The sequence below is a fragment of the Paraburkholderia lacunae genome (genome assembly GCF_003353175.1).
Taxonomy (GTDB): domain Bacteria; phylum Pseudomonadota; class Gammaproteobacteria; order Burkholderiales; family Burkholderiaceae; genus Paraburkholderia; species Paraburkholderia lacunae.
Window position 1 is genome coordinate 32,250 of the sequence record NZ_QHKS01000030.1, and the last position, 24,690, is coordinate 56,939.

A 24,690-nucleotide genomic window follows, 5' to 3' on the forward strand; every position below is an offset into this window, starting at 1 on the left:
CGCGCGCCGATCATCCGAGGTTCACAACGGGTTATAAGCGCCGAAACACGCCTTGAACAGCACCTGCAACACCGAGAGATTGCCTCTCACGCTGCTGATCTTCGTGGGCACCTCGCCCTTGGGATAGCGTCGTGCGGTGGCGAGTTCGAGACATCGATAACCTAGCTTCGGCACGCGATATGAGAGATATGCGAGTAGCTCGTACGTATTGAATACGTCCCTGAACGGCGCAACTCGAGGGTCGAGCAGCATCTTGCGGCTATATGCCCGGAAGCCTTGCGTCGTATCTGTCCAGTGAAAACCGGAAAAGAAACTGAGCATCGGCGCATGAATCAGCCGAATCGCCATGTCCCGCGACTTGGGCGTATTCTCCGCGACACCGCCGGTCAGATACCGGGACGCCTGAACAAAGTCCACGCCGTCCTTTAGCGCGTCGATGAAGCGCGGGATTGCGTCGGGATCGTCCTTGTCGTTGCCGTCGATGGTGACGATTCCCTCGTATCCCTGGTCCAGCGCGAAAGCATAAGCGCAACGCAACTGGGCGCTCAACTTGCCTGGCCCCGTCTTGAGCAACAGCGTATGTACGTCCTTGCTCTTCAGGAACTCAAGATCGAGAGAGCCATCCGTACTGCCGCCATCGATGATGATCACATCGGCGATCTTGGGAATGCCCAGCGCCGCGATCCGATCGAGCAGATTACGTATGCGAGCGCCTTCGTTGATCACCGGAATCACCACACACCACGGATTGCGGGGCTCCGAAGTGAGTTGAATCTTGAATGTGGGGACCTGCCAACCGGCACGGGCTTCTTGGGACATATCGAATTTCATTGAAGTCTGTGATCCTTTATCTCACCCTACGCGGGCAGTAATGAGCGCGACGCCCGCAATGATGAACAGAATTCCCGCGCCGACGGTCCACGGAAACGGCTCACGAAATATCACCACCGACAACAGCGCTACGCTGGCAATCGCGCCGGCCGTCAACACAGGCTGGGCAACATTCAAGGGAAGCCGGCTGAGCGCCGCAGCATAAAGCAAAAAGGCCGCGCCATAGAGTGCAAGGCCCAGCCAGAACGGTCCATTTTTCAGGGCGCCGACCGGATCGCTAAGACTCGGAAACTGCCGCGGCGGCATCATGGCGATTTTGACCAATACGCTTGCGGAAGCATTGGATGCAATACCCAAAATCAGAATCAACCATTTCATTCGGATGCTCCGCCGCCGGTGCGGTAATATCGAATGGCCTGCCCCACGGCACGGCGGATTGCGTCCGCTGCTGAGCCGTTCTTCGGCGCCAGCATTTCGATCGACACCACTTGTTCGGGCATCAACTCACTCAGCACCTCGGCCACGGCCGAGTGATTCGTACCGCCTTCGCCGAGCGTGACAAGATTGGGTTCACTGGCATGCACATGTCCAATCCAGGGTGCATTCTCAGCAATGACGTCCCGAGCGTCCTCACCATTGATCGTGACGGCGCCCGTGTCCAATTGCATGCGAATAGCCGGATGCGAAACCGCCGACACGACAGTCGCGGTGTCGCGGCTGTTAGTCATGAAGTTGGCCCCGTAACAGGGCGGATTGGGTTCGAGACAAACTACTACGCCATGCTCAGCGGCAATGTCGCCCAAACGACGGAAGAAAGTCACTGCGATATCGTGCGCAGCTTCGTCGGTCAAGCCGGATCGATCGCGATTCCTGGGAGAGCCGAACACCAACTTTGTCGCACCCAGTCCTGATCCGATCCGGCAAACCGCGCGCAGATGATCCAGCATGGCTTCCTGCGACTCGGCAGCGCCGAACAGATTGAGTCCTGTCGTGCCGAACAGCAACGATTGCATACCCGTGATCTCGATCCCCTGATTCTCCCACCACGCACGAACACGGGCGATATCAGCCGCCTCGGCTGCTTTGGGATCAGGAAAATATTTACCGGGCGCGACATCGATCGCGTCGACGTCGTGAAGCCGCAAGAGTTCGGCGACCAGTTGATCGTCTGCAACTTCCCACGCTATGTTGGAAATGGCGATTCTCATACTTGCCCCTTCGACTCGCTCTTGACCTTCAATGGTTCCGACTGGGCGTAGGACCGGATGGCCTGAATAGTCTCGCGTTTGCTGTACTGATACAAACCCGTTGCGCCGAATAGCCCGGCATGAATGGTCCGAAAATCGTAGGTAGCGGGTTGCGCAACCGTTGCCTGATTAAACGGCTTGCCAAAGCCGTATTCCGCGACCTCGGCAACGCTTATGGGTTCTGAAGTCAGATGAACAAGCTTGAGACCGGCGGCCAGTGCGGTCTGAATGTCATGCCAGAGATTGACCATCGGATAGAACTGAAACGACCCACGGCTATCGACCGAGTGAAGATTGTTGTCATTCAGGAAGTCGAAAATGACATTCTTCCGCAGCCCTGGCCCGACGAGCCCGGGGAGACGGACGATCAGATGCCTGGGAAAGTGCGTCTCGACAAACTTTTCCAACAACCGCCGATGCAACCCATACGGGTGCAATCCCTCTTCGTCCACCGGCGTGCTCTCATTGACGCCGATAGGACGCCGAAAGACGTCGACCGTGCTGACCAGTACAAACGTGTCGCACTGCACGGTCGCCAGGTGTCCAATCAGGCCTTCGATCTTTTCGCGATCCTCCTCAGGTTCCGCGTTGGCGATCCATTTCTGCGCCGGCGCGCCCGCGCCAACTACGAGATCAAAGGACGAACCGCGAATCTCGCCGATATTCGTCGCGCGGAATTTCGCATTGAACTGCTTTTGCTTCAACAGGGTTGTTCCCACAAACCCTGTGTATCCAATCAGTGCATCATTCATTTGCCAGTTCCCAATACCGTATGTGTTTGCGAAGAAGAAACGAAGGTCTCCGCGTCAAGCTTCTCAAGCACATCGTAGATGTTGTCGATTTTGCCACCCAGAATCGAGTAGAGACCGTGCGAAGCGGGGTGCTGCTCGAACAATATCGGACGACCGTCATCGCCCTCGTTTTTTACAAGAACCGTTTTGACCTCGAAGAGCGACTCCACGTAACGCGCATCATAAACTGCGGGGAAATACCGCCCCACGTCTCTCAGCATACGGTCCACACGTGTCGCGCGATCATAACGGTTCAGCCTTTCGTAGGGATCCGCGCCTGGCTCATCCATCCAGCTCGAATGCGGTGTATAGCGAACGTGTGACAGCGTGTGAAGGCCCCGGGCCGGAAACGGCATCATCGAGAAGAACGGGCCATCCATGACGGTCACGCCAAACTCACGCAACTCCGGCACGGTCTCCACGAGGGCCATCTCCGTGATTTCGTGCTTGAGCCTTGTCCGTGTTCCGCGAAAGTCGCCGGCGAATTGATTCAGGCCGCTATAGGTACAGTTAAAAACATACCGCGCATCCAACACCGGATTATTGACGTCGTCACACTCGAGCTCAAAGCCATCTCCTTGCCGACGGATGCTCTCGACCCGGGTGTTCAGCCGTACGTCCACGTCGAGCTCGGTCAGCTCGCGCTTCGCCCAATCCGCCAACTTCGTGGAATCGAACGCGTACTCCTCCACGAGGAATACCTCTTCGATCAGGCGCGGTTCGAACAGATCGCGTAGCTGTTGAGGCGCGGGTTCAAGTGTCGCCCCGATCTCGCGGCAAAACCGCTCGAACTGCCTTGCAGTCACTTTGGAATTGCGTCGGGCTATTGCATAGACCTTGGTGAAATCACGCTTGACCGCATCCGGAAAATCTCTGACGAAACGCGGCAGGTTGACCCTGCTACGGAATGCTGTTGTGAAGCTGCGCGGGTAGTGATAGCCGTTGTGGACACGCGCCTGGTTGTTGTAGGACGCCCGCACCAGCAGTCCCGGCTCGCGCTCCACCAGCGTGACCGTTTTCAATCCTCGATGTCTCTTGAGGTAAATGGCAATCGCCGTTCCGTAGAAGCCACCACCAATTACTACTGCATCTTGCATGAGTTGATCCTCCCGTTCACTCAGGAGGAATGCATGGATTTGTTCACTTCCGCGCGATGTTGATCAGGCAACCTAACATCTTCGATATTCAGTTTCTGACGACGCGTCATCACGCTACTCGTGAACTCTTGTGCAACGTGGTACAGAGGACCTTCGTTGCTCAGCCGAGCCATCTGCAGGATGTACTCTCCGAGCACAAGCAGCACAAGCGAGATGAGAAAGAACATGCCGGACTGCTGCAACGACAGCGTCACCCAACCGGGCGCCACGTCTGACTTCAGCAGGGCAATCGCAATCACATAGCCGGAATAGATCAGGTTCGAAACAGCGCCAAACAGGGAAAGTGCCGTGACGAGCCGCATGGGCGCCTTGGTCGTCGACACCAGCAAGCGGATACCGCGATCAATACTGTGCGACAGACGCTTGACGTGTGAGGCCTTGGGAGGCGCACTGTAAGTGAGATTCACGCGCGCGAAGCCTCCGGTCGCCGGCAAATAGCGGTAAGTCATTGCGGGCATTGGATGCTGCAGCATGAAGTTCACTACACGCTTGCTAAGCAGCCGGTATTGAGGCGCATCTTTGGCGAGGTGCACGCCGTTGGACCATTTATACAACGCATTGAACGCGGAAAGACAGGCACGGTATGCCCAGCTTTGCACCGGTTTCTGGTCGTTTGCGGCAAACACGACGTCTGCGCCGCTCACCGCCTTATCGAGCATGGTAGGCAGGAATTTGATGTCGTCCACCAGTGAGTCGACGACCGCGACAAAATCACCGAGTGCGTTTTCCAGGCCGACCCACGAAGCCGTGTCGGAATCGACTTCCTTGGTCAACGCATACACCTGCAGATTCGGCAGACCTTGTTCGCCGGCAAGCTCCTTCAGAACAGCGACGCTGTCGTCCTCGGACGCGTTGTCGACGACGATCAGCTCATAGTCACCGACGAGAGTGCCCATGACCGCAGCAGCATCTTTCAGGATTGCGCCGAGATCGCGCGATTGATTGCGAACGACAAAAACAACGGACAAAAACACCGGGAAAAACACCACCTGCCCCCTTGGCATGACATAGCCTACGCGAAACCACTCTGCGGATATCCAACCGGGTATCGACAGAAAATGGAAATGGCAAGGTTCAGCAGGATTGCGCATTCGTGAGCTCAATCGACGCAAGCCGCCTCTGCGCAGAAACCGCCCAGGGACTGCGCAGCGACTCCGTGTCGATGGCGCGCTCCGCAAAACGGTGCGCCCACGAAGGGCCATCAACGACTGCATTTCAGCCGGCGGTGGTCGGCGCCTCGACGGGCTTTGCCGGGAGTGCGACGCACGAAAACGCACGCAAGACTTGCGACGGCATTGGCCACCCGCACAGCCACCGCGCGGCATGGCGCGGGCAGATATGGGAGTTACCTCTGGGACCTTGCCAGGTTACAGAAAAATTGAGTCCAACTATGCCGTTACCGGGTATTTATGGCAAGTTGTTTCAAGCTGTAAGCACTCGCAATATCTTGCTTGGATGGGTAATGTTTGACTCGTGGGCGTGTTATTGCCCCAATACCTCCTCGTAAAGCCCCCGATAAGCATTCCCCAGCGCCGGTCCAGAAAACAGCCGTTCATACCGTTCCCGCGCGGCCGCCCCCATCTTCCGCGCGAGCGCTTCATCGCGAACCAGCTCGTTGACCGCGGCAGCAAATTGCTCCGGCGCCTCGGGCTGCACTACAAAGCCCGTCACGCCATGCTCGTTCACATAGGACGTGCCCGAACCCATTTCGCAGCACACCATCGGCTTGCCGAACATCTCAGCCTCGACCAGCACCATGCCGAACGCTTCAGAGCGCAAATGCGACGGCATGACCAGCGCACGGCACCGGTTCAGCAGCGCGACCTTTTCTTCGTGCGACACCTGCCCCGCAAATACGACGTTCGACGCGCCAATCCGTTTGGCAAGCGCGGCCAGACGCTCCATTTCCGGCCCGGAACCGGCAATCACGATTTTCGACGCGATCGACGGCGCCGCCTCGATCAGCGTATGAAGCCCCTTGTAGTACCTCAACACCCCCAACGCCAGAACGTATGGCTCGTTGCCGAGCGCGAGCCGATTCAGGCAGTCGGGCGCAAAGCGGCCGAGCTCCGGATCGTCGCGATAGTCGATCATGCCCAGCGGAATAGCCTTCAGGCGTTGCTTGTCGACGACACTGGTCAGGATCGCGCTGCTTTGCGCATAGACCGGCGATGTCGCCACTACCGCCGACATCGCGCGCAATGTCGAGCGCATCAACGGTCCGTACACATACCCAAGCGCCCGCTGGCGCACCACGTCCGAGTGGTACGTCATCACGGCAGGCTTGTTGACGCGGCCCAGCAGGTGCAGCACGTCCGCGAAAGGCCAGGGAAAGTGGAAGTGCAGGACATCGGCCCAGCCGGCCTGCGCACGATACTGCCGCAATGAGTCGAGCCCCCCAAGGTCGCACGAGGCGGGCGCCGCCCACGAGCGCGAGCGAGTGACGATGCCCTCGGGAAACTGGATGTCGCGCGGCACTGGATTGGGCGACAACGTGAAAATCCGTGGATCGACACCGCATGCGCGAGTGGACAGACTGATTTGCCTGATGGCCTCCTGCAGGCCGCCGGGCGGATCGGGAAAATAGGTGCGGTAGATGTGGAGAACTTTCATGCGGCCACCCGCGCCGCTGGAAGAATGCTGTCAAACGCCATTTTGTCGGCCATGGTCTTCAGATTTTTAAGCGCAGGACAGTCAGTCGGGCGGCCCGCACGTTCACGCTTTGCGATTTCGTACCTTGCGGCGCCCTCGCTGGCGCTCATGCAGCCGCACCCAGCGAGGCCGGCTTGCCCGATCCATCCCGATTGTCGATATGAAACGTGATGACCAGCATCTTGTCCAGCCGCCGCTCCCACGTGTTGTCGCCCACCGCCGCCCGCGCCTCGTCGGCGCTCAGCTTACCGCGTGCGAGTTGTTTCTCGATCGCGGCGACAAAGGCCTGCAGATCGCCGCCCACCTCGAGACCTGCATGCGGCTCTTTCGCGAAGTCGAGCGGCGTCGACACCACCGGCAAACCGGCCGCCAGGTACTCGTAAAACTTCATCGGGAACATCGAGCGGGTGTACTCGTTCAGCAAAGTCGGCAGCACGCCGACCTGCATACCACGCAAGTATTGCGGCAAGGTTTGATAGCTGCGATAGCCGAGCAGATGCACATTGGGTAAGCGCGCCAGTTGTGTCAGCAAGTCGCTGCGCTGCCCTTCGCGCTCCTCGCCGATGATGATCCACTGCCAATCCGACCGCGCCTGCGCAGTCTGCAAGAGCAACGGAAAATCGACCTTGAAGTCGGACAGCACGCCGTGATACACGAGTCGCGGTTCGGGAATAGCCGCCAGTTCGGCAGGCAGCGGCCCCGCTTCAAGCGCCTGGCCGAAGTGCGCGTCGTCCACCACGTTGCCGAAATAATGCGTGTTCAGGTTATGCGGCAGGCACGTCTCCTGCAACGATTTCGCGGTCGTGAAGACGGCCTCGCATTGCGCGAGCAGCGCCTTCTGCGCATTGTTGAAAGCAGCGACATCGACGCCCGGAATCGCGGCGATATCGTCGACGCAGTGATACACGAGCGGCCCGCGCTCGAGCGTGGCAATCGCGTCCAGCATAAACGGATGGTAGGTCCACACGACCGGCTCGACGAACCGATTTCCTTTCGCGAACCGGTTCACCGACCAGCGCAGCAACGCCTGATTCAGCGCGCGTACAAACGGCCAGTGATGCTTGGCGGGCACCATCAGCGGCGACAACACCCAGATGTTCTCCGCACGCCGCGGCGGCCCGACGATGAGCGACTGCATGCCGCGCCACAAGCGGCGCCACAAGCGGGCCCAGTCGCGCCCGCTGCCGACCTTCGGCGAACGGAACCCGACGCTCTCCACATACAGCACCCGCCAGCCGCGCGCGGCCAGAATGCTTGCCGTGTGCTGCTTGTTCGTCCAATAAGGTTCGTCCCAGTCGGCAGTCGAAAACAACACGGTGTCTCGCGCGGCGCGCACGCTGTTCTCGCGCTCAACCACTGAACACCTCAACGGGGAGGCCCAGCAGGCTCTCGAGAATGCGCTGCGACGCGAGGCCGTCGCCATATGGGTTCGCGCGATTCTTCAGCGCCTCACGGCGCGCCGGATCGTCGAGCCAGCCGATCGCCGCTCGTTCGATACTCTCCGCCGCCTGACCGGCCAGCGTCGCAAAGCCTGCATCGACGCCTTCGCGCCGCTCGGTATGATTGCGCATCACGACGACCGGCACGCCGAAGGTCGGCGCTTCTTCCTGAATACCGCCCGAATCGCTCACCACCAACGCGCTCCGGCTGATCAGGTAAAGGCTGGTCGGATAATCGACCGGCTCGATCAAGGCGAGGTTCGAGATGCCATCCAGTTCACGCAGCACAGGCCCGCGCACGGCGGGATTCAGATGCACCGGGAAGACCCACCGGTAATCGCTATAGCGTTGGCACAGATCGCGCAGCACGCGGCAGATGCCTTGCAGCACCTCGCCGAAATTCTCACGCCGATGGCAGGTGACGAGAATGTGCTGCTTCTCGGCGCCTTGCCATTCCGGCAACGGACTTTTCGGGAGCGTATCGTCCCAACTCCGGCGCACTGCCGCAATCGCGTCGACCACCGTATTGCCCGTAACGACGATTCTTTCCGCTGCAATTCCCTCGTTCAGCAGATTCTGGCGGGCAAGCTCGGTAGGAGCAAAATGCAGCGTCGTGATGCGACTCAGCAGGCTGCGATTCGCTTCCTCGGGGAACGGGCTCGCCAAATCGCCGGTACGCAAGCCGGCTTCCACGTGTCCAACGGAAATCCCGCGATGAAACGCCGCGAGGCCGGCGCAAAACGCCGTCGTCGTGTCGCCTTGCACGATCACCCAATCGGGACGCACCTGCTCCAGCGCCCGGTCGAGCGCGGCCAACAGGCGCGACGACAACGCATTCAGCGATTGCCCCGGGCTCATCGTGTCGAGCGTGATATCCGGTTCGATGCCGAAGAATTCGAGCGCCTGCGCAGCCATTTCCTTGTGCTGGCCGCTCGCGCACACGATGGTGTCGACTTCGGCGCGCAACGCATGCACGACCGGCGCCAGCTTGATGACCTCGGGCCGCGTGCCCATCACAATCATGACTTTCATTGCAACGGCTTCCCGGCCTCGACCTGCACGTGAGCACCGCGAAACTCGACGCCCAGCGTCAACGGCGAGGCGCCATTCGACGGCGTCAGGACGCGGAACGTACCACCCTCATCGATCACCCGGGTCAGCGACCTGAACTTCAGAAAATCGAGCGCGGCTTCCTCGTGCATGAAGAGCGGTTTTTGCGCCTTGCTTCTGATGTACGCAATGAATTTCTCGTGCACATCGATGCGCAATGCCTCATCCGGCCAGCCATAGGCGTAGCGTTCGGAGAACGGGTGGTCGAGATAGCCGAACAGCGTATTGGTCGCGTAAGCGTAGTCGAATGCCTGCTTGAAGACGGCAAGCTTGTCGCCCTCGTTAAGCATGCATTCGCCGTGCAGCATGCACTGCTGACTGTGTCCGATGAAGCCTGCCGGCAAGCCGGCCAACGCGCCGCCACGCGCCGTCAGGAACTCCGGATCATTGCGGATGATCCCGCCGATGCAACCTTCATAACCAGCGTCGGCGAGGCCGCGCATCGCATACGATGGCGACTGGTGAAACGGCGACACTGCGTAACGCACTGGGACGCCAGTCACCGCTTCGATCAAGTCCGCCGACTGAGCGCCCTCCGCGAGGGCGGTTTCATAGCTGCCACCCCAGTTGGGCGCATGGGTCGCCGTGTGCGACAGCACCGCGCCCTGTTGCCTGTCGGCCAGCAATTCACGAAGAATACCGTGATGCTCCGCGCGACTCAGGTTCTGCGTGTGAACCGCCAACGAGAAAGGCACACCCAGGCGCTGATAGGTTTGCCACAGCGGACGCGCCGATTCGACGTCTTCGTCGCAATCGAGCCGCGACGTAATCCCCGCGTCGTAACCCCACGGCAACTCGCTCAGCACCGGCTGACACGGCAGCGTGTCCGAACGGTAGCCCGACAGAAAATTCTCGACCATGCGCCATTCGAACGAATCGCACGGGCCGACTGCGCGGTTAAACCACAGCACGCTCGACGCGCCGAAGTCCCACAGCGCGGCATAAGAAAACTGCCGTTCCCCAGCTACGACGACAGCCGCGAGTTCCGCGTCCGCAGGCACCTGGGCTGCTTGCACGACCGCCCAGATCGAGCCATCGCTACGAATCGCGCCGAAACCGAGGTTGTTCCACTCGTCGGTGAAGTCGAAACGCTCGAACGGGCGGTGCCATGGCTGGCCGCCCAGCGTCTGCGCCAACTCGCTATAGCGCACCACTGCGGCGCTCTCGCGCGTTTGGCCGGAAGGCGCCGATTCGCTACGGCTAGCGGCTCCCAACTCGGCCGGAAAATCTCCCGGCTGATAGTGCAGATTGCCTGCGAGCGCTGCCGGCATATTGCCGAACACGACGAGCTTGCGCGGCCGCGCGCTCAACCACGCGATCAGGTCCGCGCTCCAGCCGTCCGGCGCATCGACCGCGACGACCACGTCCGGCGCGATCGAACGCAACGTGCTGCGCGAGATCGATTGCGCCTGAGTGGTGCTGACAGAGCGCTGCACCGCCGCCAACACATACTGGCCGGCTTCTGTTGCCGCGTCTGAGAAGAGAATGCCGATCATGCAGTGACCACGTGACGAAATTTAGCCCGGCTGCCGACACGCACCAGATCGTCGTGTCCAACATAGGCGATCGTGAAAGCGTCCTGCCAGAAGTGACGCAGCTTGTTGGTCGTTTCTTCTGCGTTTGCGAACGGCTCGAGCACGATCCGCAGGGTCGGCGGCGTGGTTCGCAGATCGATCTGAAACTCCTGAATCCCGCCGACGCGATGGTCGAGCATGTCCTGAATATGGTGCGTCGGATGCGCCACGCCGTTGATCGGCACGACGTCATGAATCCGTCCGACGACGTCGGTCAGGAAGAAGCCCTTCGCGGTCTCTTCCACGCGCGCGAGGTCGCCCGTCGCGTAGCGGATCAACGGCATCAGCCGGTTGCGGAAACCCGTGAACACGAGTTCGTGCGCGCCGTCGGGATTGCCTTCGGACACGCGGCTCTCCGGCCATCCTTCGGATTCGAGAACCTGGAAGCCGCCCTCGTGCCCGTCGACTTCATAGGCCATCACGCCAAGCTCGGCGAGACCGTAGCGGTCGATCACGCGGCAACGCAGCGCCGACGCGATCATCTCGCGCGCATGCGGCTCGAGCAGCTCGCCGCTCGACTCGAACACCTCGAATGCCTTGCCGCCGCCGTACTTGCGCTGCACATAGCAGGCGAGCGCATACATGGTCGACGGATGCGAGTGCGCCAGATAAGGCTTGCGGCGCTTGAGCGTCTGCCACATTTCTTCGAGACCCTGATCGTCGATGCGGTCGAAGAAGATGTTGCTGCGATTCATCGCGAAGCACTTGAAGTCTTCACGCGAGGGCCATTCCGGAATCACCTGATCCGGAAAGCGGCAGGCAAAGTGCAGTTCCGAACGATGGCGCAGCTTGCCGATCCGTTCGCGCGCATAGAACGTCACAGCCGATGAATAGTCAGCGCCGACCTGATCGTAGTAGATCGTGGTGGACAGTCCGGTCGAGCCGCCGGTCTTGCACGCATGATGCCGGCCCGGCTCGAGCGGCCCCGACAGCAGGCGCGGCCCCTGCTCGCGGATGATGTCCTTGGTCAGATAGGGAAGCTCTTCCAGATAGCGCGGGTCCTGCTTGACCTTCGTCGGATCGAACTGCCGCGCCTGAAACAGGTCGCGATAATACGGAACTTGCGCGCCGGCGAACTCGAGCATGCCGGCCAGCCGGTCGAGCGCGATGCGGCGGCGCTCCGGCATTGGCAACACATAGTGCTGCCGCAACTCTTCGATCTTCGGACGGACGCTGCGCTTTTCGCGGCTCTCGGCAATGGGATAGGCGATATAGCCGCCGGCAAAGCCCTTGAGCGTGCGAAACGGCTGCCGCACCAGCAAAGACTCGGAGTACCGCAGAAATGGATGATTAGCTCGCATGAGATTCGAACCTTGTTGCGCCTGTGGGGCACGCACCGGGCAACCCTGCGGTCATATGACCGGGTTCGGCATACCCGTTTGCGGAATTTAATGCGGCAACTGCGCCGACTGGCTGACCAGCGGCACTTCGCTCACCTGCGGCGCGACCACCGGTTCGTCGGCGATCATCTTGCCGTGCTCCATGGAAATCTTGCGGTTGCACACCCGCGCCACCAGCGACGGATCGTGCGACGCAACCACCAGCACCGAAGCCTTGCCAACCAGGCTCTCGAGACGCTCGGCCGCCTTGATGCTGAACTCCGCATCGCCCACGCTGAGCCACTCGTCCATGATCAGGATGTCGGCTTCGACACTGGTCGAAATCGCGAATGCGAGACGCAACATCATCCCGCTCGAATAGGTGCGCACCGGCAGATTCAGGTAGTCGCCCAATTCGCTGAAATCGGCGATCTCGTCGATCTTGCTGCGGATGCGCGCCGGTTTCAGGCCGTCGAGAATGCCGCGCAGATAGATGTTCTCGAAGCCGGTCGCGTCGGGGTCGAGGCCCATCGAAACGTCCAGCAGCGAAGCGATCTTGCCGTGCACCTTGAGCTCGCCGCGCACCGGCGCGTACACGCCCGACAGCGTGCGCAGCAGGGTGGTCTTGCCCGAGCCGTTGTGGCCGATCAAACCGACACGATCGCCTTCGGTGAAGCTGAAGCTGAGGTCGTCGATCGCTTTGACAATTGCGTGACGACCGGCATCCTGGCCGATCCGGCCACCCGTCGTGAGATTGAGCACCGCTTTTTTCAGTGAGCGATGGGAGTTCTCGTAAATCGGAAATTCGACGGAGATGTTACGAGCAACAATCGATGAAGAACTCACAATATCAAAGCCAGTAAGGAACGCGATTACGGAAACGTTTCATCAGGATTTGCGCGAAGGCAAAGCCCACGATCAGCAAACCAACCGACCAGGCCCACGATTCCCAATGGGTCGGGCGGCCGGTCAACGGCGCACGCACCGTTTCGATCAGGTGGTAAAGCGGGTTGTATTCGGCGACCCAGGCGCGGTCCTTCAGAATTTCAGGCGACCACATCACGGGCGTGAAGAAGAACACGACCTGAATCAGATTGGTCACGATCGGCGGAATGTCGCGAAAACGCGCGCACAGCACGCCGAGCGTCACACCGAGCCAGACGCCGTGGAGCAGCAGTATGGCGAGCGCGAGCGGAACCAGCAGGAATTCCCAACCCGGCCAGCGCCCGAAGGCGAGCAGCAGGACCACGACCACCGGCAGACTGTGCAGCAGAATCACAAAATTGCGCCACGCGATCCGGCACACATGCACGGTGAGCGGCAGGCGAATCTGCTTGATGAGATACGCCGCGCCAATGAAGGCGATACAGCCTTCATTGGCAACCGATGCAAGATAAGCCCAGATCACCAGACCAACGGCAAGATAGGGCAGATAGTTGGAGATTTCCTGGTGCAGCAGCGTGGAATACAGCGCGCCCAGCACCACGACCATGATGATCGTGCTCAATGTGAACCAGAAAGGCCCCAGCACCGAGCGGCGGTAACGCTGACGAATGTCATGCCAGCCCAGCGTGCCCCACACCCGCACCGCTTTCATGCCGACGAGCAGATCGTCGGCTTCGGTATGGCGGGTCAGGTCTTCCGTATCGTTGATAAAACTGATATCCATCTCAAGTACGTCCGTAAATGTCTTCAAAGCGGACGATGTCGTCTTCGCCTAGATATTCGCCGCTCTGCACTTCGATCATCACGAGCTCGACTACGCCCGGATTCTCGAGACGGTGTTTATGACCCGCCGGGATGTAGGTCGACTCATTGGTCGACACGAAGAACTCCTTGTCTCCGTTGACGACCTTGGCCATGCCGCTGACCACCACCCAATGCTCGTTGCGATGATGATGCATCTGCAAGCTGAGACTCGCGCCCGGCTTGACCTCGATGCGTTTGATCTTGAAACGCGGGCCTTCTTCGAGCACCGAATAGGTACCCCACGGCCGATGCACCGTGCGATGCACCTTATAGGTTTCGTGGCCGCGCGCCTTGAGCTCGGCAAAAATCTGCTTGACGTCCTGAGCCCGCTCCCGGTCGGCGACGAGAAGCGCGTCCGGTGTGTCGATGACGATCAGATTTTCGATGCCCACGGCACCGATCAGCCGGTCGCCGCCACGCAGGTAGCAATTCTTCACGTCGAGCAGCAGCGCTTCGCCTTCGACGCGGTTGCCGCTGCCGTCCGGCGGCGAAAGATCGCTTAGCGCCGTCCACGAACCGACGTCCGTCCAGCCGATGTCGCAACGAACCACCGCGGCGTGTTCGCATTTCTCCATCACCGCATAGTCGAACGACACCTCCGGCACGGCGCCGAAGCTCGCGGGCTCGAGACGGATCTGCGCGCCGTCCTTACCCTCGGCCGACGGCGACTTCTCCATACACTCTGCAGCCGTGCTGAGAATCTCCGGACAATGCTGCTGCATCTCCTTCAGGATCGTGCCGGCGGTAAAGCAGAACATGCCCGAGTTCCACACGAACTTGCCGGAGGCGAGATACTCGCGAGCCTTTTCGAGCGACGGCTTCTCGACAAAGCGCACGACGTTCTCGCCGTCCGCTTCGATATAGCCGTAGCCGGTCTCCGGCGTGTCCGGATGCATGCCGAAGGTGACCACCTTGCCCGCTTGCGCAAGTCTCTTCGCAGCCTCGACGGCCGCGGCGAACGCCGTCTGGTCGGCAATCAGGTGATCGGCGGCCAGTACGAGCATGACCGTCTTGTCGCCATGCACTTTCGCCGTATGCAACGCCGCCGTCGCGATTGCGGCGGCCGTGTTGCGGCCAAAGGGTTCAAGAATGAACGAGGTTGCGCAGCCTTTCGCATTCACCTCGCGAAAGTCGTCTTCGGTCTTGAAGAACAGATCGCGGTTCGTGACGGTGAGCACTTCTTTCACGCCGGGCAGCGCGACCGCCCGCAAGAAAGCCTTCTGCAGCAGGCTCTCGCCATCCGCGAGACGGATGAAGGGCTTCGGGTGCGACTCACGCGAAACCGGCCAAAGCCTCGACCCCGCTCCGCCGCAAAGGATGATCGGTAACAAACTCACAGAGTCCTCTCAGTACCGTACTTATTACGGATGTGCCCTGACTATGAATGCTCAGCACAACCTTCAATCAGGTTGATCACGCGACGAGCCCGTCATGAGCAGCGCCATGCCCACGCCCGATTGCTGAGCCGGTGCGGGGCTTCCAACCCGCCGATATTCTACCCCTGCCCCCTTTCACTATCGTTAGACAGCTGCGGCGCTGCGGTACTTGGCGAGCTTGGGCAAGGGCGCGTCCCAGATGGTTAAGAATGGGCTGCGGGAGACACCGGAAAAGCGTCCGTCAGACACAGTTGCAAGGCATCGCGCCAATGCGGAGCAGCTAGCCCGAACACCTGCGCCAGCCTCTCGTTGGACATCCTCGAATTGGATGGACGCTTCGCCGGCGTCGGATAGTCGGATGCAGGAATCGGCAGCGTCTTCGGCCGGTTCGGCAGATTCGCCAGTTCGAAAATGGCCGAGGCGAAACCGTGCCACGAAGTCGAGTCGCCGGCGCACAGGTGGTAGATGCCGGAGCGCTCGTTCCACCACGCAGCGCTGTCATCAGCGGCGAACGCCTGTGCAACCAGGTGCGCCGTGAGCGTGGCGATCGTGTTGCTCCAGGTCGGCGCGCCGAACTGGTCGGCGACGACCTTCAACTCAGGCCGATCGGCGCCGAGGCGCAACATCGTGAGCAGAAAATTCTTGCCGCGGGTGCCGTACACCCAGCTCGTACGAAGCACCAGATGGTTGACGCCAGTTGCCGCGATCGCCTGCTCGCCGGCCAGCTTCGTGCGCCCATACGCGTTCTGCGGATCGGTCGGATCGTCTTCGACGTAGGCGCCGTCTTTCTCGCCGTCGAACACGTAATCGGTCGAATAATGGATCAGCGCCGCGCCCAGCTTTTGCGCTTCTTCAGCCAGCACACCCGGCGCTTCGCCGTTGATCCGCATGGCGAGATCGAATTCGTCTTCGGCCTTGTCCACCGCGGTATAGGCTGCGGGATTGACGATCAGGGCCGGCCGAACTTCGCGAACCACGGCACGCACCTGGTCCAGATTGGACAGATCCAGCCGCGAGCGATCGACCGCCACCACTTGTCCAAGCCCTTGCAACGTGCGGGCGAGTTCGAACCCAACCTGACCATTTACGCCGGTGACGAGAATCGTCCGCTTGGCATCATGTGCGCTCATGCGGGAGCCCCTTATGCGAAGACTTCAGCATCGGCAAGGCGCTTGCCCGCCGCATCCTTCGCAGCCAGCAGCGGCTCGAAGTCGATCGGCCATTCGATGCCGATGGCCGGATCGTTCCAGACGATGCTGCGCTCATGCTCGGGGAACCAGTAGTCGGTGGTCTTGTAGAGGAACTGCGCCGATTCGGACAGCACGACAAAGCCGTGTGCGAAACCCGGCGGCACCCACAACTGCCGATGATTCTCCACCGACAGCGTCACGCCGACCCACTTGCCGAAATTCGGCGAGCTCTTGCGGATGTCGACAGCCACATCGAACACCTCACCTTCCACCACGCGCACGAGCTTCCCCTGCGCATGCTGGATCTGGTAGTGCAGCCCACGCAATACGCCCTTCGCCGAGCGCGAATGATTGTCCTGCACGAACGTGACGCCGGCTTCCACGTGCTCCGCGAACTCCACGGCATTGAAGCTTTCGTAAAAATAGCCACGCGCATCACCGAACACCTTCGGCTCGATGATCTTGACTTCGGGCAGCGCCGTAGCGGTTACTTGGATGGCCATGCGACTTGGTCCGTAAGAATGTTTTGCAGATACTGGCCGTAGGCGTTCTTCGCGAGCGGTTTGGCGAGCGTGAGCAGCTGCTCTGCGTCGATCCACTGCTGCCGGTACGCAATCTCTTCCGGACACGCGACCACCAGACCCTGGCGTTTCTGCAACGTCGCGATGAAGGTTGCCGCTTCGATCAGCGAATCGTGCGTGCCCGTGTCGAGCCACGCATAGCCACGCCCCATGATCTCGACATTGAGCGCGGCGTTCGCCAGATAACGCGAGTTGACGTCGGTGATTTCAAGCTCACCGCGCGGCGACGGTTTGATATCGGCGGCGATATCGCAAACCTGCCTGTCGTAGAAGTACAAGCCGGTGACCGCGTAGTGCGAGCGCGGCTTGACCGGCTTCTCCTCGATCGACAGCGCGCGGAACTGCTTGTCGAATTCGACCACGCCATAGCGCTCCGGATCGTGCACGTGATACGCGAACACGGTCGCGCCCTGATCCTGCTCGTTGGCGCGCTCCAGCTGCTTGGCGAGATCGTGGCCGTAGAAAATGTTGTCGCCGAGAATCAGCGCCGACGGATCGTTGCCCACGAAATCCCGGCCGATGATGAACGCCTGCGCGAGGCCGTCCGGCGAAGGCTGAACCGCGTACTGGATGTTCATGCCCCACTGGCCGCCGTCGCCGAGCATCGCCTCGAAACGCGGCGTGTCCTGCGGCGTCGAGATGATCAGCACGTCGCGAATGCCCGCTACCATCAGCGTGGACAGCGGATAGTAGATCATCGGCTTGTCGTAGACCGGCAGCAGCTGCTTGGATACGACATGGGTAATCGGATAAAGCCGCGTACCCGATCCGCCTGCGAGAATAATGCCTTTGCGCGCCATAGCCGTGCCCTTACGCGCGCTGCGCGTAGTTGGTCTCAACCCACTTCAGATACTCACCCGAAGCCACGTCGTCGGACCATTCCTGATTGTCCAGGTACCACTGAACCGTCTTCGCGAGGCCCGTTTCGAACGTTTCAGCCGGCTTCCAGCCGAGCTCGCGCTCGAGCTTGCGGGCGTCGATCGCGTAACGGCGGTCGTGGCCCGGACGATCCTTCACGTAGGTGATCTGGTCGCGGTACGAGGCGCCCGCCTTCGGACGCAACTGATCGAGCAGATCGCACAGCGTGTGCACGACGTCGAGGTTCTTCTTCTCGTTCCACCCGCCGATGTTGTACGTCTCGCCCGGCACGCCGCGCGCGAGCACTTCACGGATCGCGCTGCAATGGTCGCCCACGTACAGCCAGTCGCGCACGTTCTGACCGTCGCCGTACACCGGCAGCGCCTTGCCGTTCAATGCATTGGCGATCATCAGCGGAATCAGCTTCTCGGGGAACTGGTACGGACCGTAGTTGTTCGAGCAGTTGGTGGTGAGAACCGGCAGGCCATACGTGTGATGGTAGGCGCGCACCAGATGGTCGGAACCGGCCTTGGTGGCCGAATAGGGGCTATTCGGCGCGTACGGCGTGGTTTCGGAGAATTGCGGATCGGTAGCGGACAGCGAGCCGAACACTTCGTCGGTCGAGACGTGCAGGAAGCGGAACGCGGCCTTGTCGGCTTCGCCGAGCGTATTCCAGTAGCTGCGGGTCGCCTCGAGCAGCGTGAAGGTGCCGACCACGTTGGTTTGCACGAAATCGGCCGGGCCGTGAATCGAGCGATCCACGTGGCTTTCCGCAGCAAAATGCAGCACGGCGCGCGGCTTGTGTTCGGCGAAGAGCGCGTCGAGCGCGGCCCGATCGCAGATATCGGCCCGCACGAAAACATGACGGGGATTAGCCTGTTGCGACTTGAGCGTACCCAGATTGCCAGCGTAGGTTAGCTTGTCGACGTTCAGCACCGCTTCGTCCGACGCATTGAGCCAGTCGAGCACGAAATTGGCGCCGATAAAACCGGCACCGCCCGTTACCAGGATCATGAAATTCCCTTCTAGATGTTCGTGGTGGATCGGACAACGCTGGCCCGAGCGCACGCCCCAATTGTGGTTTTCGATTCTTGTCAGCGCCGTCGCCAATCCTCATACCGCAAGCAGACGCTCAGACGCCAATCTTATAAAGCCACGATTATAAAGCCGCCCCGGGCAAAAACCAGAACCCTAACAACTTGAAACAGCTTGACAAACTACATTTCTCACGACCCCGATTCGGGACAAATTGTCGCCTGCGCCGCCAACTGCAGCCCACGGACATAGAAAGACACGAGCCTGATCGACGCCTGGTTCGGACTGTTGGGGCATGATCGCGCGGCTCGGCACCGCGCGCGATTGAGGAGTAGATGCGGACGCGCCCGCTGTAACAAGCCGGCGCGCTGCGCTGCAGGACGAATATCGGTAAAAGGCGCTAAAACGAGTCGAAAGGCGCCGATCAGGCACCTGACCAGGCCGGGCCTTCGACTAAGCCGCCAGCATCCAGCGCAGTGTATCCATGAAGGGAATGGCTTCGACTTCCGGCACCAGCGAGCGCAGCTTGGCCGGCGAACCAGCCAGCATTTTCACGTCGGTTTGGCGCACGAACGCGGGATTGATCTGTATCTCGAGTTCGTGCCCGGTCAGGTCGCTCGCTGCCGAGAGGATCTCCCGCAGCGTATAAGGCGTGCCGGTACAGACGTTGACCGTTTCGCCGGCGACCGTGGAATCGAGCAGGGCTTCATAAGCGCTCGCCACATACCGCACGTCCGAAAAATCACGCGCAACGTCGATATTGCCGAGCGAAATGGAAGGCTCGCGCCGCGCAAAATGCTCGACGATCTTCGGCACGAGGAAGTTCGATGCCTGCCCGCGACCGGTGTAGTTGAACGGCCGCACGATCAGGATCGGCAGACGGTCGAACCAGGTCCGGACCATGGTTTCCATGGCCGCCTTGCTGGCCGCGTAATGATTGACCGGCGTGACCGGAAAGGTTTCGTCGATGGCGTCGCTGGTGACGTTGCCGTAAACATTCGCGCTGCTCGCGATCAGCAGTTTGCGCGGCGTGTGGCCGACGGCTGCGCAGGCCTCCAGCAGATTCAGCGTGCCGATCACATTGACGCGATAGAAGTCGAGCGGATCGTTATGGCCTACAAAGCTGATTGCCGCCAGATGCACGATGTAGTCGGGCCGCGCCGTTTCGATCACGCGCCGGCAGCCGTCGGGCGACGTAATGTCGAGCCTGAGCCGCGTCGGCGTTTCAGGCTCGTTGCGTCCGGCCACCGTTTCGATCACGGTGTGACCTTTGGCGAGCAGGTTATCGACCAGATAGCGGCCAGTGAAACCACTCGCCCCGGTGACGAGCGTGCGGATCGTTCGCTCTGCATGGGAAGACGACATGTTTTCTCCGTTCAGAGGGTCATTCTGTTGTGTTGCAATACCGCGCGCGGCCTTGCTGGCGGCGGCTCCAGACGGCTCCGGACGGCCCCCGGCGGCGCTCGCCACAATATCGGTGCTTCAAACGGGCTATTATGTCACGCTTATATGTTGCACCGCCCAACGCGGCACGTCTTGCGCGTATCAACGTGTAACCGCATGTATCGCCGCGCGCACCGCCGCGTGTACCGCTTTGCACCGACTCCCGATGACAGCCTCCACCGCTCCCACCAGCCGCTTCGAACCGCACCCGCCTCCTCTCGCCTTCGGCGACCTGCAAGGCTGCCGCACGCCGTTCCAGCAACTGCTGGCCAAAGCCGCGCCGCCAGCCGGCACACCGCTGTGGTTCGCCGGCGACCTGATCAACCGCGGCGCCGAATCGCTCGCCACGCTGCGCGACATCATCGCGCTGGGGGACCGCGCGGTACCGGTGCTGGGCAATCACGACCTGCATCTGCTGTCGGTGTCGGCGGGGATTCGCAAGTCGAAGAAAGGCGACACGATCGACGACATCCTCGCCGCGCCGGATGCCGAAGACCTGCTCGAATGGGTCCGCCACCGGCCGCTCGCGCACTTCGACAACGGCATGCTGATGGTGCACGCGGGCGTGCTGCCGCAGTGGGACGCCGCCCTGACCCTGGAACTCGCCGACGAATTGCAGCGCGCGCTGCGCGCGCCGACGTGGAAGGAAACGCTCGCGGGCCTGTACGGCAATGAGCCGAATTACTGGAAGCCGGGCCTCAAAGGCATCGAGCGCCTGCGCCTGACGTGCACCGTGTTGACGCGCATCCGCTTCTGCAATCTCGACGGCGTGATGGATTTCAGCACCAGCGGCGGGCTGGATTCCGCCCCGGCTGGCTACATGCCGTGGTTCGATGTGCCGTCGCGCAAGACCGCCGATATCACGGTGGTCTACGGCCATTGGGCCGCGCTCGGCTTGACCTTGCGCGACAACCTGATCGGCCTGGATTCGGGCTGCGTATGGGGCGACAAGCTCTCGGCCGTGCGTCTTGCCAGCAATCCGGCAGAACGCACGCTCACCCAGGTCGACTGCGCAAGCTGCCGCGTGCCGATGAACGGCAATTAAGCGGCAATCAAGCCGAACGGCTGGACGGGTCGCCCGGTTCGACCGGGTCGATCAGCACCGGTGTGACGGACGGCGACGCGGCTTGCGCCGCTATCACCGCAGCGGAACCCGCCGTGCCCGCCTGCATCTCCCGCAATGCCATGGCGATCACCCCTTCCGCTTCCGCCGCCAGCGTGCGCCGGTCGGCGCCCGGCGCGAGCGGCGCGCCGACATACACATGCGCGGTCAGCGGCCCGCCGCGCAGCAGCATATTCAGCGAGTCGGCCAGCGTGACGTCGTCGATATAGGCGGGCGCGGTCGACTGCCGGCCCTGCGCGTCTTCGTACATGATGCACAGCGGCTGAACCGGCGCTGACGCCGACACGGCCGCCTGGAACATGTTCGCGTGAAACGGCAGCAGCGTCAGACCATTCGACGTCGTCCCCTCCGGAAACACACACATCAGTTCGCCCGCGCTCAGGCGGTCGGCCAGCTCATGCATGATCCGCTTCGCGTCGCTGCGCTTTTCGCGCTGGATGAACACCGTGTCCAGTTGCTGCGCGAGCCAGCCGACCACCGGCCAATGACGGATCTCGGCCTTTGAGACGAACGGCGTGGGCCGCCACGCATTGATCACATAGATGTCAATCCACGAAATGTGATTGGCGACCACCAGCGCGCCGCGATCGAGCCGCGCGCTGTCGTTGTGCACGACCAGCTGCATGCCGCACAGCCGCAGCATTTTCAACGACCATTCCCGATTGAGCGCATGGCGGATCTCTGCATCGGCTTTGGGGAAACGCGTCGCGACGATCCACATGCCGTGCAACAGATGCGCGATGAGACGGGCCTTGCGTAACGCGAGCTTCATGGTCTGAGCTTTCCGTAACTGGGCAATGGCGCGGATATTAGCGCTGTTCGAACGCGACGTGACCGGACACGATCGTCGCACGCACGCGCGCCGGCAGTTCGTAGCCGAGGAACGGCGTGTTGTGCCCCTGGCTCTTCAATGCGCGCGGTTCGACGCGCCAATACGCGTGGCGGTCGAACACGCAAAGATCGGCGACCGCGCCCACGGCGATGCGTCCCGCGGCCTCCAGCTTCAGCACGCCGGCCGGCGCCGCAGTGATGCGGTTCAGCGCCTTCGCCAGCGGCACGCCCGCTTCGTCGGCCCACTTGACCGTCAGCGACAGGAACAGCTCCAGCCCGGTCGCTCCCGGCGTGGCTTCGGCGAACGGCAGCAGCTTTTCATCGTCGTCGACCGGCGTGTGGTCGGAGCAGATCGCGTCGATCGTGCCGTCCGCGAGGCCGGCGCGAATCGCTTCGCGATCGCGCTGCTGGCGCAGCGGCGGGTCGAGCCGGAACTGCGCGTCGAAGTAGCCGATGTCGAGGTCGATCAGATGCACATGATTCACGGTGACGTCGCACGTAATCGGCAAACCTTCGGCCTTCGCCGCGCGCACCAGCGCAACGCCCGTCGCCGACGACACGTGCGACAGATGCACGCGCGCCCCGGTCACGCGGACCAGTTCGAAAATCGTATGCAGCGCGATGGTTTCCGCCGACACCGGCACGCCGGACAACCCGAGCCGCGACGCCAGCGCGCCGCTCGCGGCCACGCCGCCCTTGCCGAGATACGCATCCACGGGACGCAGCCACACGGTATAGCCGTAAGTCGCCGCGTACTGCAACGCGCGCATCAGCACCTGCGTATCGACCACCGGCACGTCGGCTTGCGAAAAGCCGATGCAGCCCGCTTCGGTCAACTCGACCATCTCGGTGATGACCTGGCCCTTGAGGCCGACGGTCAATGCGCCGAGCGGATACACATGCGCCTGGTTCAGATTGCGCGCGCGGAACTTCAGCATCTCGACGAGGCCGGGTTCATCGAGCGTCGGGTCGGTGTCCGGCGGACACACGAGGCTCGTCACGCCGCCCGCGAGCGCCGCGGCCATTTCGGATTCGAGCGTCGCCTTGTGTTCGTAGCCCGGCTCGCGCAGGCGCGCGGACAGGTCGACCAGACCCGGCGCGATGTGCAGCCCTTTGGCGTCGATCGTTTTCGCCGGGTTGAAATCGGCGGGCGCGTTGCCGATGGCGACGATCTTGCCCGCTGCGATAAAAATGTCCTGCTGCTGTTCGGTGCCCGCTGCCGGATCGATCAGCGTGCCGCCTTGAATATGAATCTTCATGCGCTGCCTTATGTTCAGCTTTGTTCAGCTATGTTCTGCGTGATTTGTCGGGTGCTTGCCGCGTACGAGTTGTGTGCCGCGGCGAGATCAATCGTGATTGCCCGCGACGATCCCCATCACCGCCATGCGCACCGCGATGCCGAACGTCACCTGATTGAGAATCACCGATTGCGGACCGTCGGCCACCTGCGAATCGATTTCGACGCCGCGGTTCATCGGACCCGGGTGCATCACGATCGCATCGGGGCTGGCGAGCGCGAGGCGCTCCGGCGTCAGGCCCCAGCTCTTGAAGTACTCCTGCGCCGACGGCAGCAACGCACCGCTCATCCGCTCGTTCTGCAGACGCAGCATGATGATCACGTCGACGTCCTTCAGGCCCTCGTCGAGGTTGTGGAACACGCGCACGCCCATCTGCTCGAGGCCGCCCGGCAGCAGCGTGCGCGGACCGATCGCGCGCACTTCCGGCACGCCGAGCGTGGTCAGCGCATGGATGTCCGAACGCGCAACCCGCGAATGCAGAATGTCGCCGACGATCGCCACGCGCAGGTTCGTGAAATCCTTCTTGTAGTGGCGGATCGTGTACATGTCGAGCAGACCCTGCGTGGGGTGTGCATGACGGCCGTCGCCGGCGTTGATCACGTGCACGTGCGGCGCGCAATGCTGCGCGATCAGGTACGGCGCGCCGCTCGATGCATGGCGCACGACGAACATATCGGCATGCATCGCCGACAGGTTGTTGATCGTGTCGAGCAGCGATTCGCCCTTGCTGGTCGACGAAGCGTTGATGTTCAGATTCAGCACGTCCGCGGACAAGCGCGTTGCCGCGATCTCGAAGGTGGTGCGGGTGCGCGTCGAGTTTTCGAAGAACAGGTTGAACACCGACTTGCCGCGCAGCAGCGGCACCTTCTTCACCTCGCGATCGGTCACGCTGACGAACTGCTCGGCGGTGTCGAGAATGTGATTGACGATCGCCTTCGGCAAGCCTTCGATCGACAACAGATGTTTGAGCTCGCCGTTTTTCGTGAGCTGCGGATTGCCCTTCAGGAAGCCGTAACGGAAGCGCTCGGTGGCGCTATCGGTTGAATCCTTGGGAGCCTGGGTGGCGCTGTTCATGGTGTACCTGCT

The 24,690-nt window shown here is 61.4% G+C and carries 24 protein-coding genes; 1 reads left to right on the forward strand and 23 read right to left on the reverse strand.

Going from position 1 to position 24,690, the window contains the following annotated elements:
* Positions 1-21: 21 nt before the first annotated feature.
* The 20 genes from DLM46_RS31950 to DLM46_RS32040 form a co-directional block, all read right to left on the reverse strand.
* Positions 22-819: a glycosyltransferase family 2 protein gene (locus DLM46_RS31950; RefSeq protein WP_244306440.1), complete on the reverse strand. Its 798-nt coding sequence runs from the start codon at positions 817-819 to the stop codon at positions 22-24.
* A 33-nt stretch (positions 820-852) separates the two neighbouring features.
* On the reverse strand, positions 853-1,209 hold the full coding sequence (locus DLM46_RS31955; protein WP_115107569.1) for a DMT family transporter: 357 nt from the start codon (positions 1,207-1,209) through the stop codon (positions 853-855).
* Positions 1,206-2,039 (reverse strand): sugar phosphate isomerase/epimerase family protein, encoded by an 834-nt coding sequence (locus DLM46_RS31960; protein WP_115107571.1) that lies wholly within the window; start codon positions 2,037-2,039, stop codon positions 1,206-1,208. The genes DLM46_RS31955 and DLM46_RS31960 overlap by 4 nt, the downstream gene beginning before the upstream one ends.
* Entirely contained in the window at positions 2,036-2,830 is a 795-nt protein-coding gene (locus DLM46_RS31965) for an NAD-dependent epimerase/dehydratase family protein (protein ID WP_115107573.1), read from the reverse strand. The genes DLM46_RS31960 and DLM46_RS31965 overlap by 4 nt, the downstream gene beginning before the upstream one ends.
* Positions 2,827-3,966, reverse strand: a complete 1,140-nt coding sequence (locus tag DLM46_RS31970; protein ID WP_115107575.1) for an NAD(P)/FAD-dependent oxidoreductase — start codon at positions 3,964-3,966, stop codon at positions 2,827-2,829. Before DLM46_RS31970 ends, DLM46_RS31965 begins: the two co-directional genes overlap by 4 nt.
* Before the next feature lie 20 nt (positions 3,967-3,986).
* The gene (locus tag DLM46_RS31975; protein WP_244306441.1) at positions 3,987-5,117 is read right to left on the reverse strand and encodes a glycosyltransferase; all 1,131 of its coding nucleotides are present in this window, start codon (positions 5,115-5,117) and stop codon (positions 3,987-3,989) included.
* Between the two features lie 391 nt (positions 5,118-5,508).
* Positions 5,509-6,639 carry a glycosyltransferase gene (locus DLM46_RS31980; protein WP_115107579.1) on the reverse strand — a complete coding sequence of 377 codons (1,131 nt, stop codon included), beginning with the start codon at positions 6,637-6,639 and terminating at the stop codon, positions 5,509-5,511.
* On the reverse strand, positions 6,636-6,788 hold the full coding sequence (locus DLM46_RS39680) for a hypothetical protein (RefSeq protein ID WP_165848091.1): 153 nt from the start codon (positions 6,786-6,788) through the stop codon (positions 6,636-6,638). Before DLM46_RS39680 ends, DLM46_RS31980 begins: the two co-directional genes overlap by 4 nt.
* Entirely contained in the window at positions 6,785-8,035 is a 1,251-nt protein-coding gene (locus tag DLM46_RS31985) for a glycosyltransferase (RefSeq protein WP_244306442.1), read from the reverse strand. The genes DLM46_RS39680 and DLM46_RS31985 overlap by 4 nt, the downstream gene beginning before the upstream one ends.
* Positions 8,028-9,149, reverse strand: a complete 1,122-nt coding sequence (gene wecB, locus DLM46_RS31990; RefSeq protein WP_115107583.1) for a non-hydrolyzing UDP-N-acetylglucosamine 2-epimerase — start codon at positions 9,147-9,149, stop codon at positions 8,028-8,030. The genes DLM46_RS31985 and wecB overlap by 8 nt, the downstream gene beginning before the upstream one ends.
* The gene (locus DLM46_RS31995; RefSeq protein WP_115107586.1) at positions 9,146-10,723 is read right to left on the reverse strand and encodes a polysaccharide deacetylase family protein; all 1,578 of its coding nucleotides are present in this window, start codon (positions 10,721-10,723) and stop codon (positions 9,146-9,148) included. The genes wecB and DLM46_RS31995 overlap by 4 nt, the downstream gene beginning before the upstream one ends.
* Positions 10,720-12,102 carry a phenylacetate--CoA ligase family protein gene (locus tag DLM46_RS32000; RefSeq protein WP_115107588.1) on the reverse strand — a complete coding sequence of 461 codons (1,383 nt, stop codon included), beginning with the start codon at positions 12,100-12,102 and terminating at the stop codon, positions 10,720-10,722. The genes DLM46_RS31995 and DLM46_RS32000 overlap by 4 nt, the downstream gene beginning before the upstream one ends.
* 87 nt (positions 12,103-12,189) lie before the next feature.
* Entirely contained in the window at positions 12,190-12,966 is a 777-nt protein-coding gene (locus DLM46_RS32005; RefSeq protein ID WP_115107590.1) for an ABC transporter ATP-binding protein, read from the reverse strand.
* Between the two features lie 4 nt (positions 12,967-12,970).
* Positions 12,971-13,789 (reverse strand): ABC transporter permease, encoded by an 819-nt coding sequence (locus DLM46_RS32010; protein ID WP_115107592.1) that lies wholly within the window; start codon positions 13,787-13,789, stop codon positions 12,971-12,973.
* A gap of 1 nt (position 13,790) precedes the next feature.
* Positions 13,791-15,206 carry a mannose-1-phosphate guanylyltransferase/mannose-6-phosphate isomerase gene (locus tag DLM46_RS32015; RefSeq protein ID WP_115107593.1) on the reverse strand — a complete coding sequence of 472 codons (1,416 nt, stop codon included), beginning with the start codon at positions 15,204-15,206 and terminating at the stop codon, positions 13,791-13,793.
* Positions 15,207-15,448: 242 nt separating this feature from the next.
* Positions 15,449-16,375: a dTDP-4-dehydrorhamnose reductase gene (rfbD, locus tag DLM46_RS32020; RefSeq protein ID WP_115107595.1), complete on the reverse strand. Its 927-nt coding sequence runs from the start codon at positions 16,373-16,375 to the stop codon at positions 15,449-15,451.
* An 11-nt stretch (positions 16,376-16,386) separates the two neighbouring features.
* Positions 16,387-16,938 (reverse strand): dTDP-4-dehydrorhamnose 3,5-epimerase, encoded by a 552-nt coding sequence (gene rfbC, locus DLM46_RS32025; RefSeq protein ID WP_115107597.1) that lies wholly within the window; start codon positions 16,936-16,938, stop codon positions 16,387-16,389.
* A complete protein-coding gene (rfbA, locus tag DLM46_RS32030) occupies positions 16,923-17,816 on the reverse strand; it encodes a glucose-1-phosphate thymidylyltransferase RfbA (RefSeq protein WP_115107600.1) in 894 nt (297 codons plus the stop codon). The genes rfbC and rfbA overlap by 16 nt, the downstream gene beginning before the upstream one ends.
* Positions 17,817-17,826: 10 nt before the next feature.
* Positions 17,827-18,888: a dTDP-glucose 4,6-dehydratase gene (gene rfbB / locus DLM46_RS32035; protein WP_115107602.1), complete on the reverse strand. Its 1,062-nt coding sequence runs from the start codon at positions 18,886-18,888 to the stop codon at positions 17,827-17,829.
* 474 nt (positions 18,889-19,362) lie between these two features.
* A complete protein-coding gene (locus DLM46_RS32040) occupies positions 19,363-20,274 on the reverse strand; it encodes a GDP-mannose 4,6-dehydratase (RefSeq protein WP_115107605.1) in 912 nt (303 codons plus the stop codon).
* Positions 20,275-20,518: 244 nt separating this feature from the next.
* Between DLM46_RS32040 and DLM46_RS32045 the strand changes: the two genes are divergently transcribed.
* Complete coding sequence (locus DLM46_RS32045) at positions 20,519-21,397, forward strand: symmetrical bis(5'-nucleosyl)-tetraphosphatase (RefSeq protein ID WP_115107608.1); 879 nt, start codon at positions 20,519-20,521, stop codon at positions 21,395-21,397.
* Positions 21,398-21,404: 7 nt separating this feature from the next.
* Here the strand turns inward: DLM46_RS32045 and DLM46_RS32050 are convergent, their stop codons facing one another.
* From DLM46_RS32050 to DLM46_RS32060, 3 genes are all read right to left on the reverse strand, one after another.
* Positions 21,405-22,247: a lysophospholipid acyltransferase family protein gene (locus DLM46_RS32050; RefSeq protein ID WP_115107610.1), complete on the reverse strand. Its 843-nt coding sequence runs from the start codon at positions 22,245-22,247 to the stop codon at positions 21,405-21,407.
* A gap of 37 nt (positions 22,248-22,284) precedes the next feature.
* Positions 22,285-23,565, reverse strand: a complete 1,281-nt coding sequence (locus DLM46_RS32055; protein ID WP_115107613.1) for a dihydroorotase — start codon at positions 23,563-23,565, stop codon at positions 22,285-22,287.
* A gap of 87 nt (positions 23,566-23,652) precedes the next feature.
* On the reverse strand, positions 23,653-24,678 hold the full coding sequence (locus DLM46_RS32060; RefSeq protein ID WP_115107615.1) for an aspartate carbamoyltransferase catalytic subunit: 1,026 nt from the start codon (positions 24,676-24,678) through the stop codon (positions 23,653-23,655).
* Between the last annotated feature and the right edge of the window lie 12 nt (positions 24,679-24,690).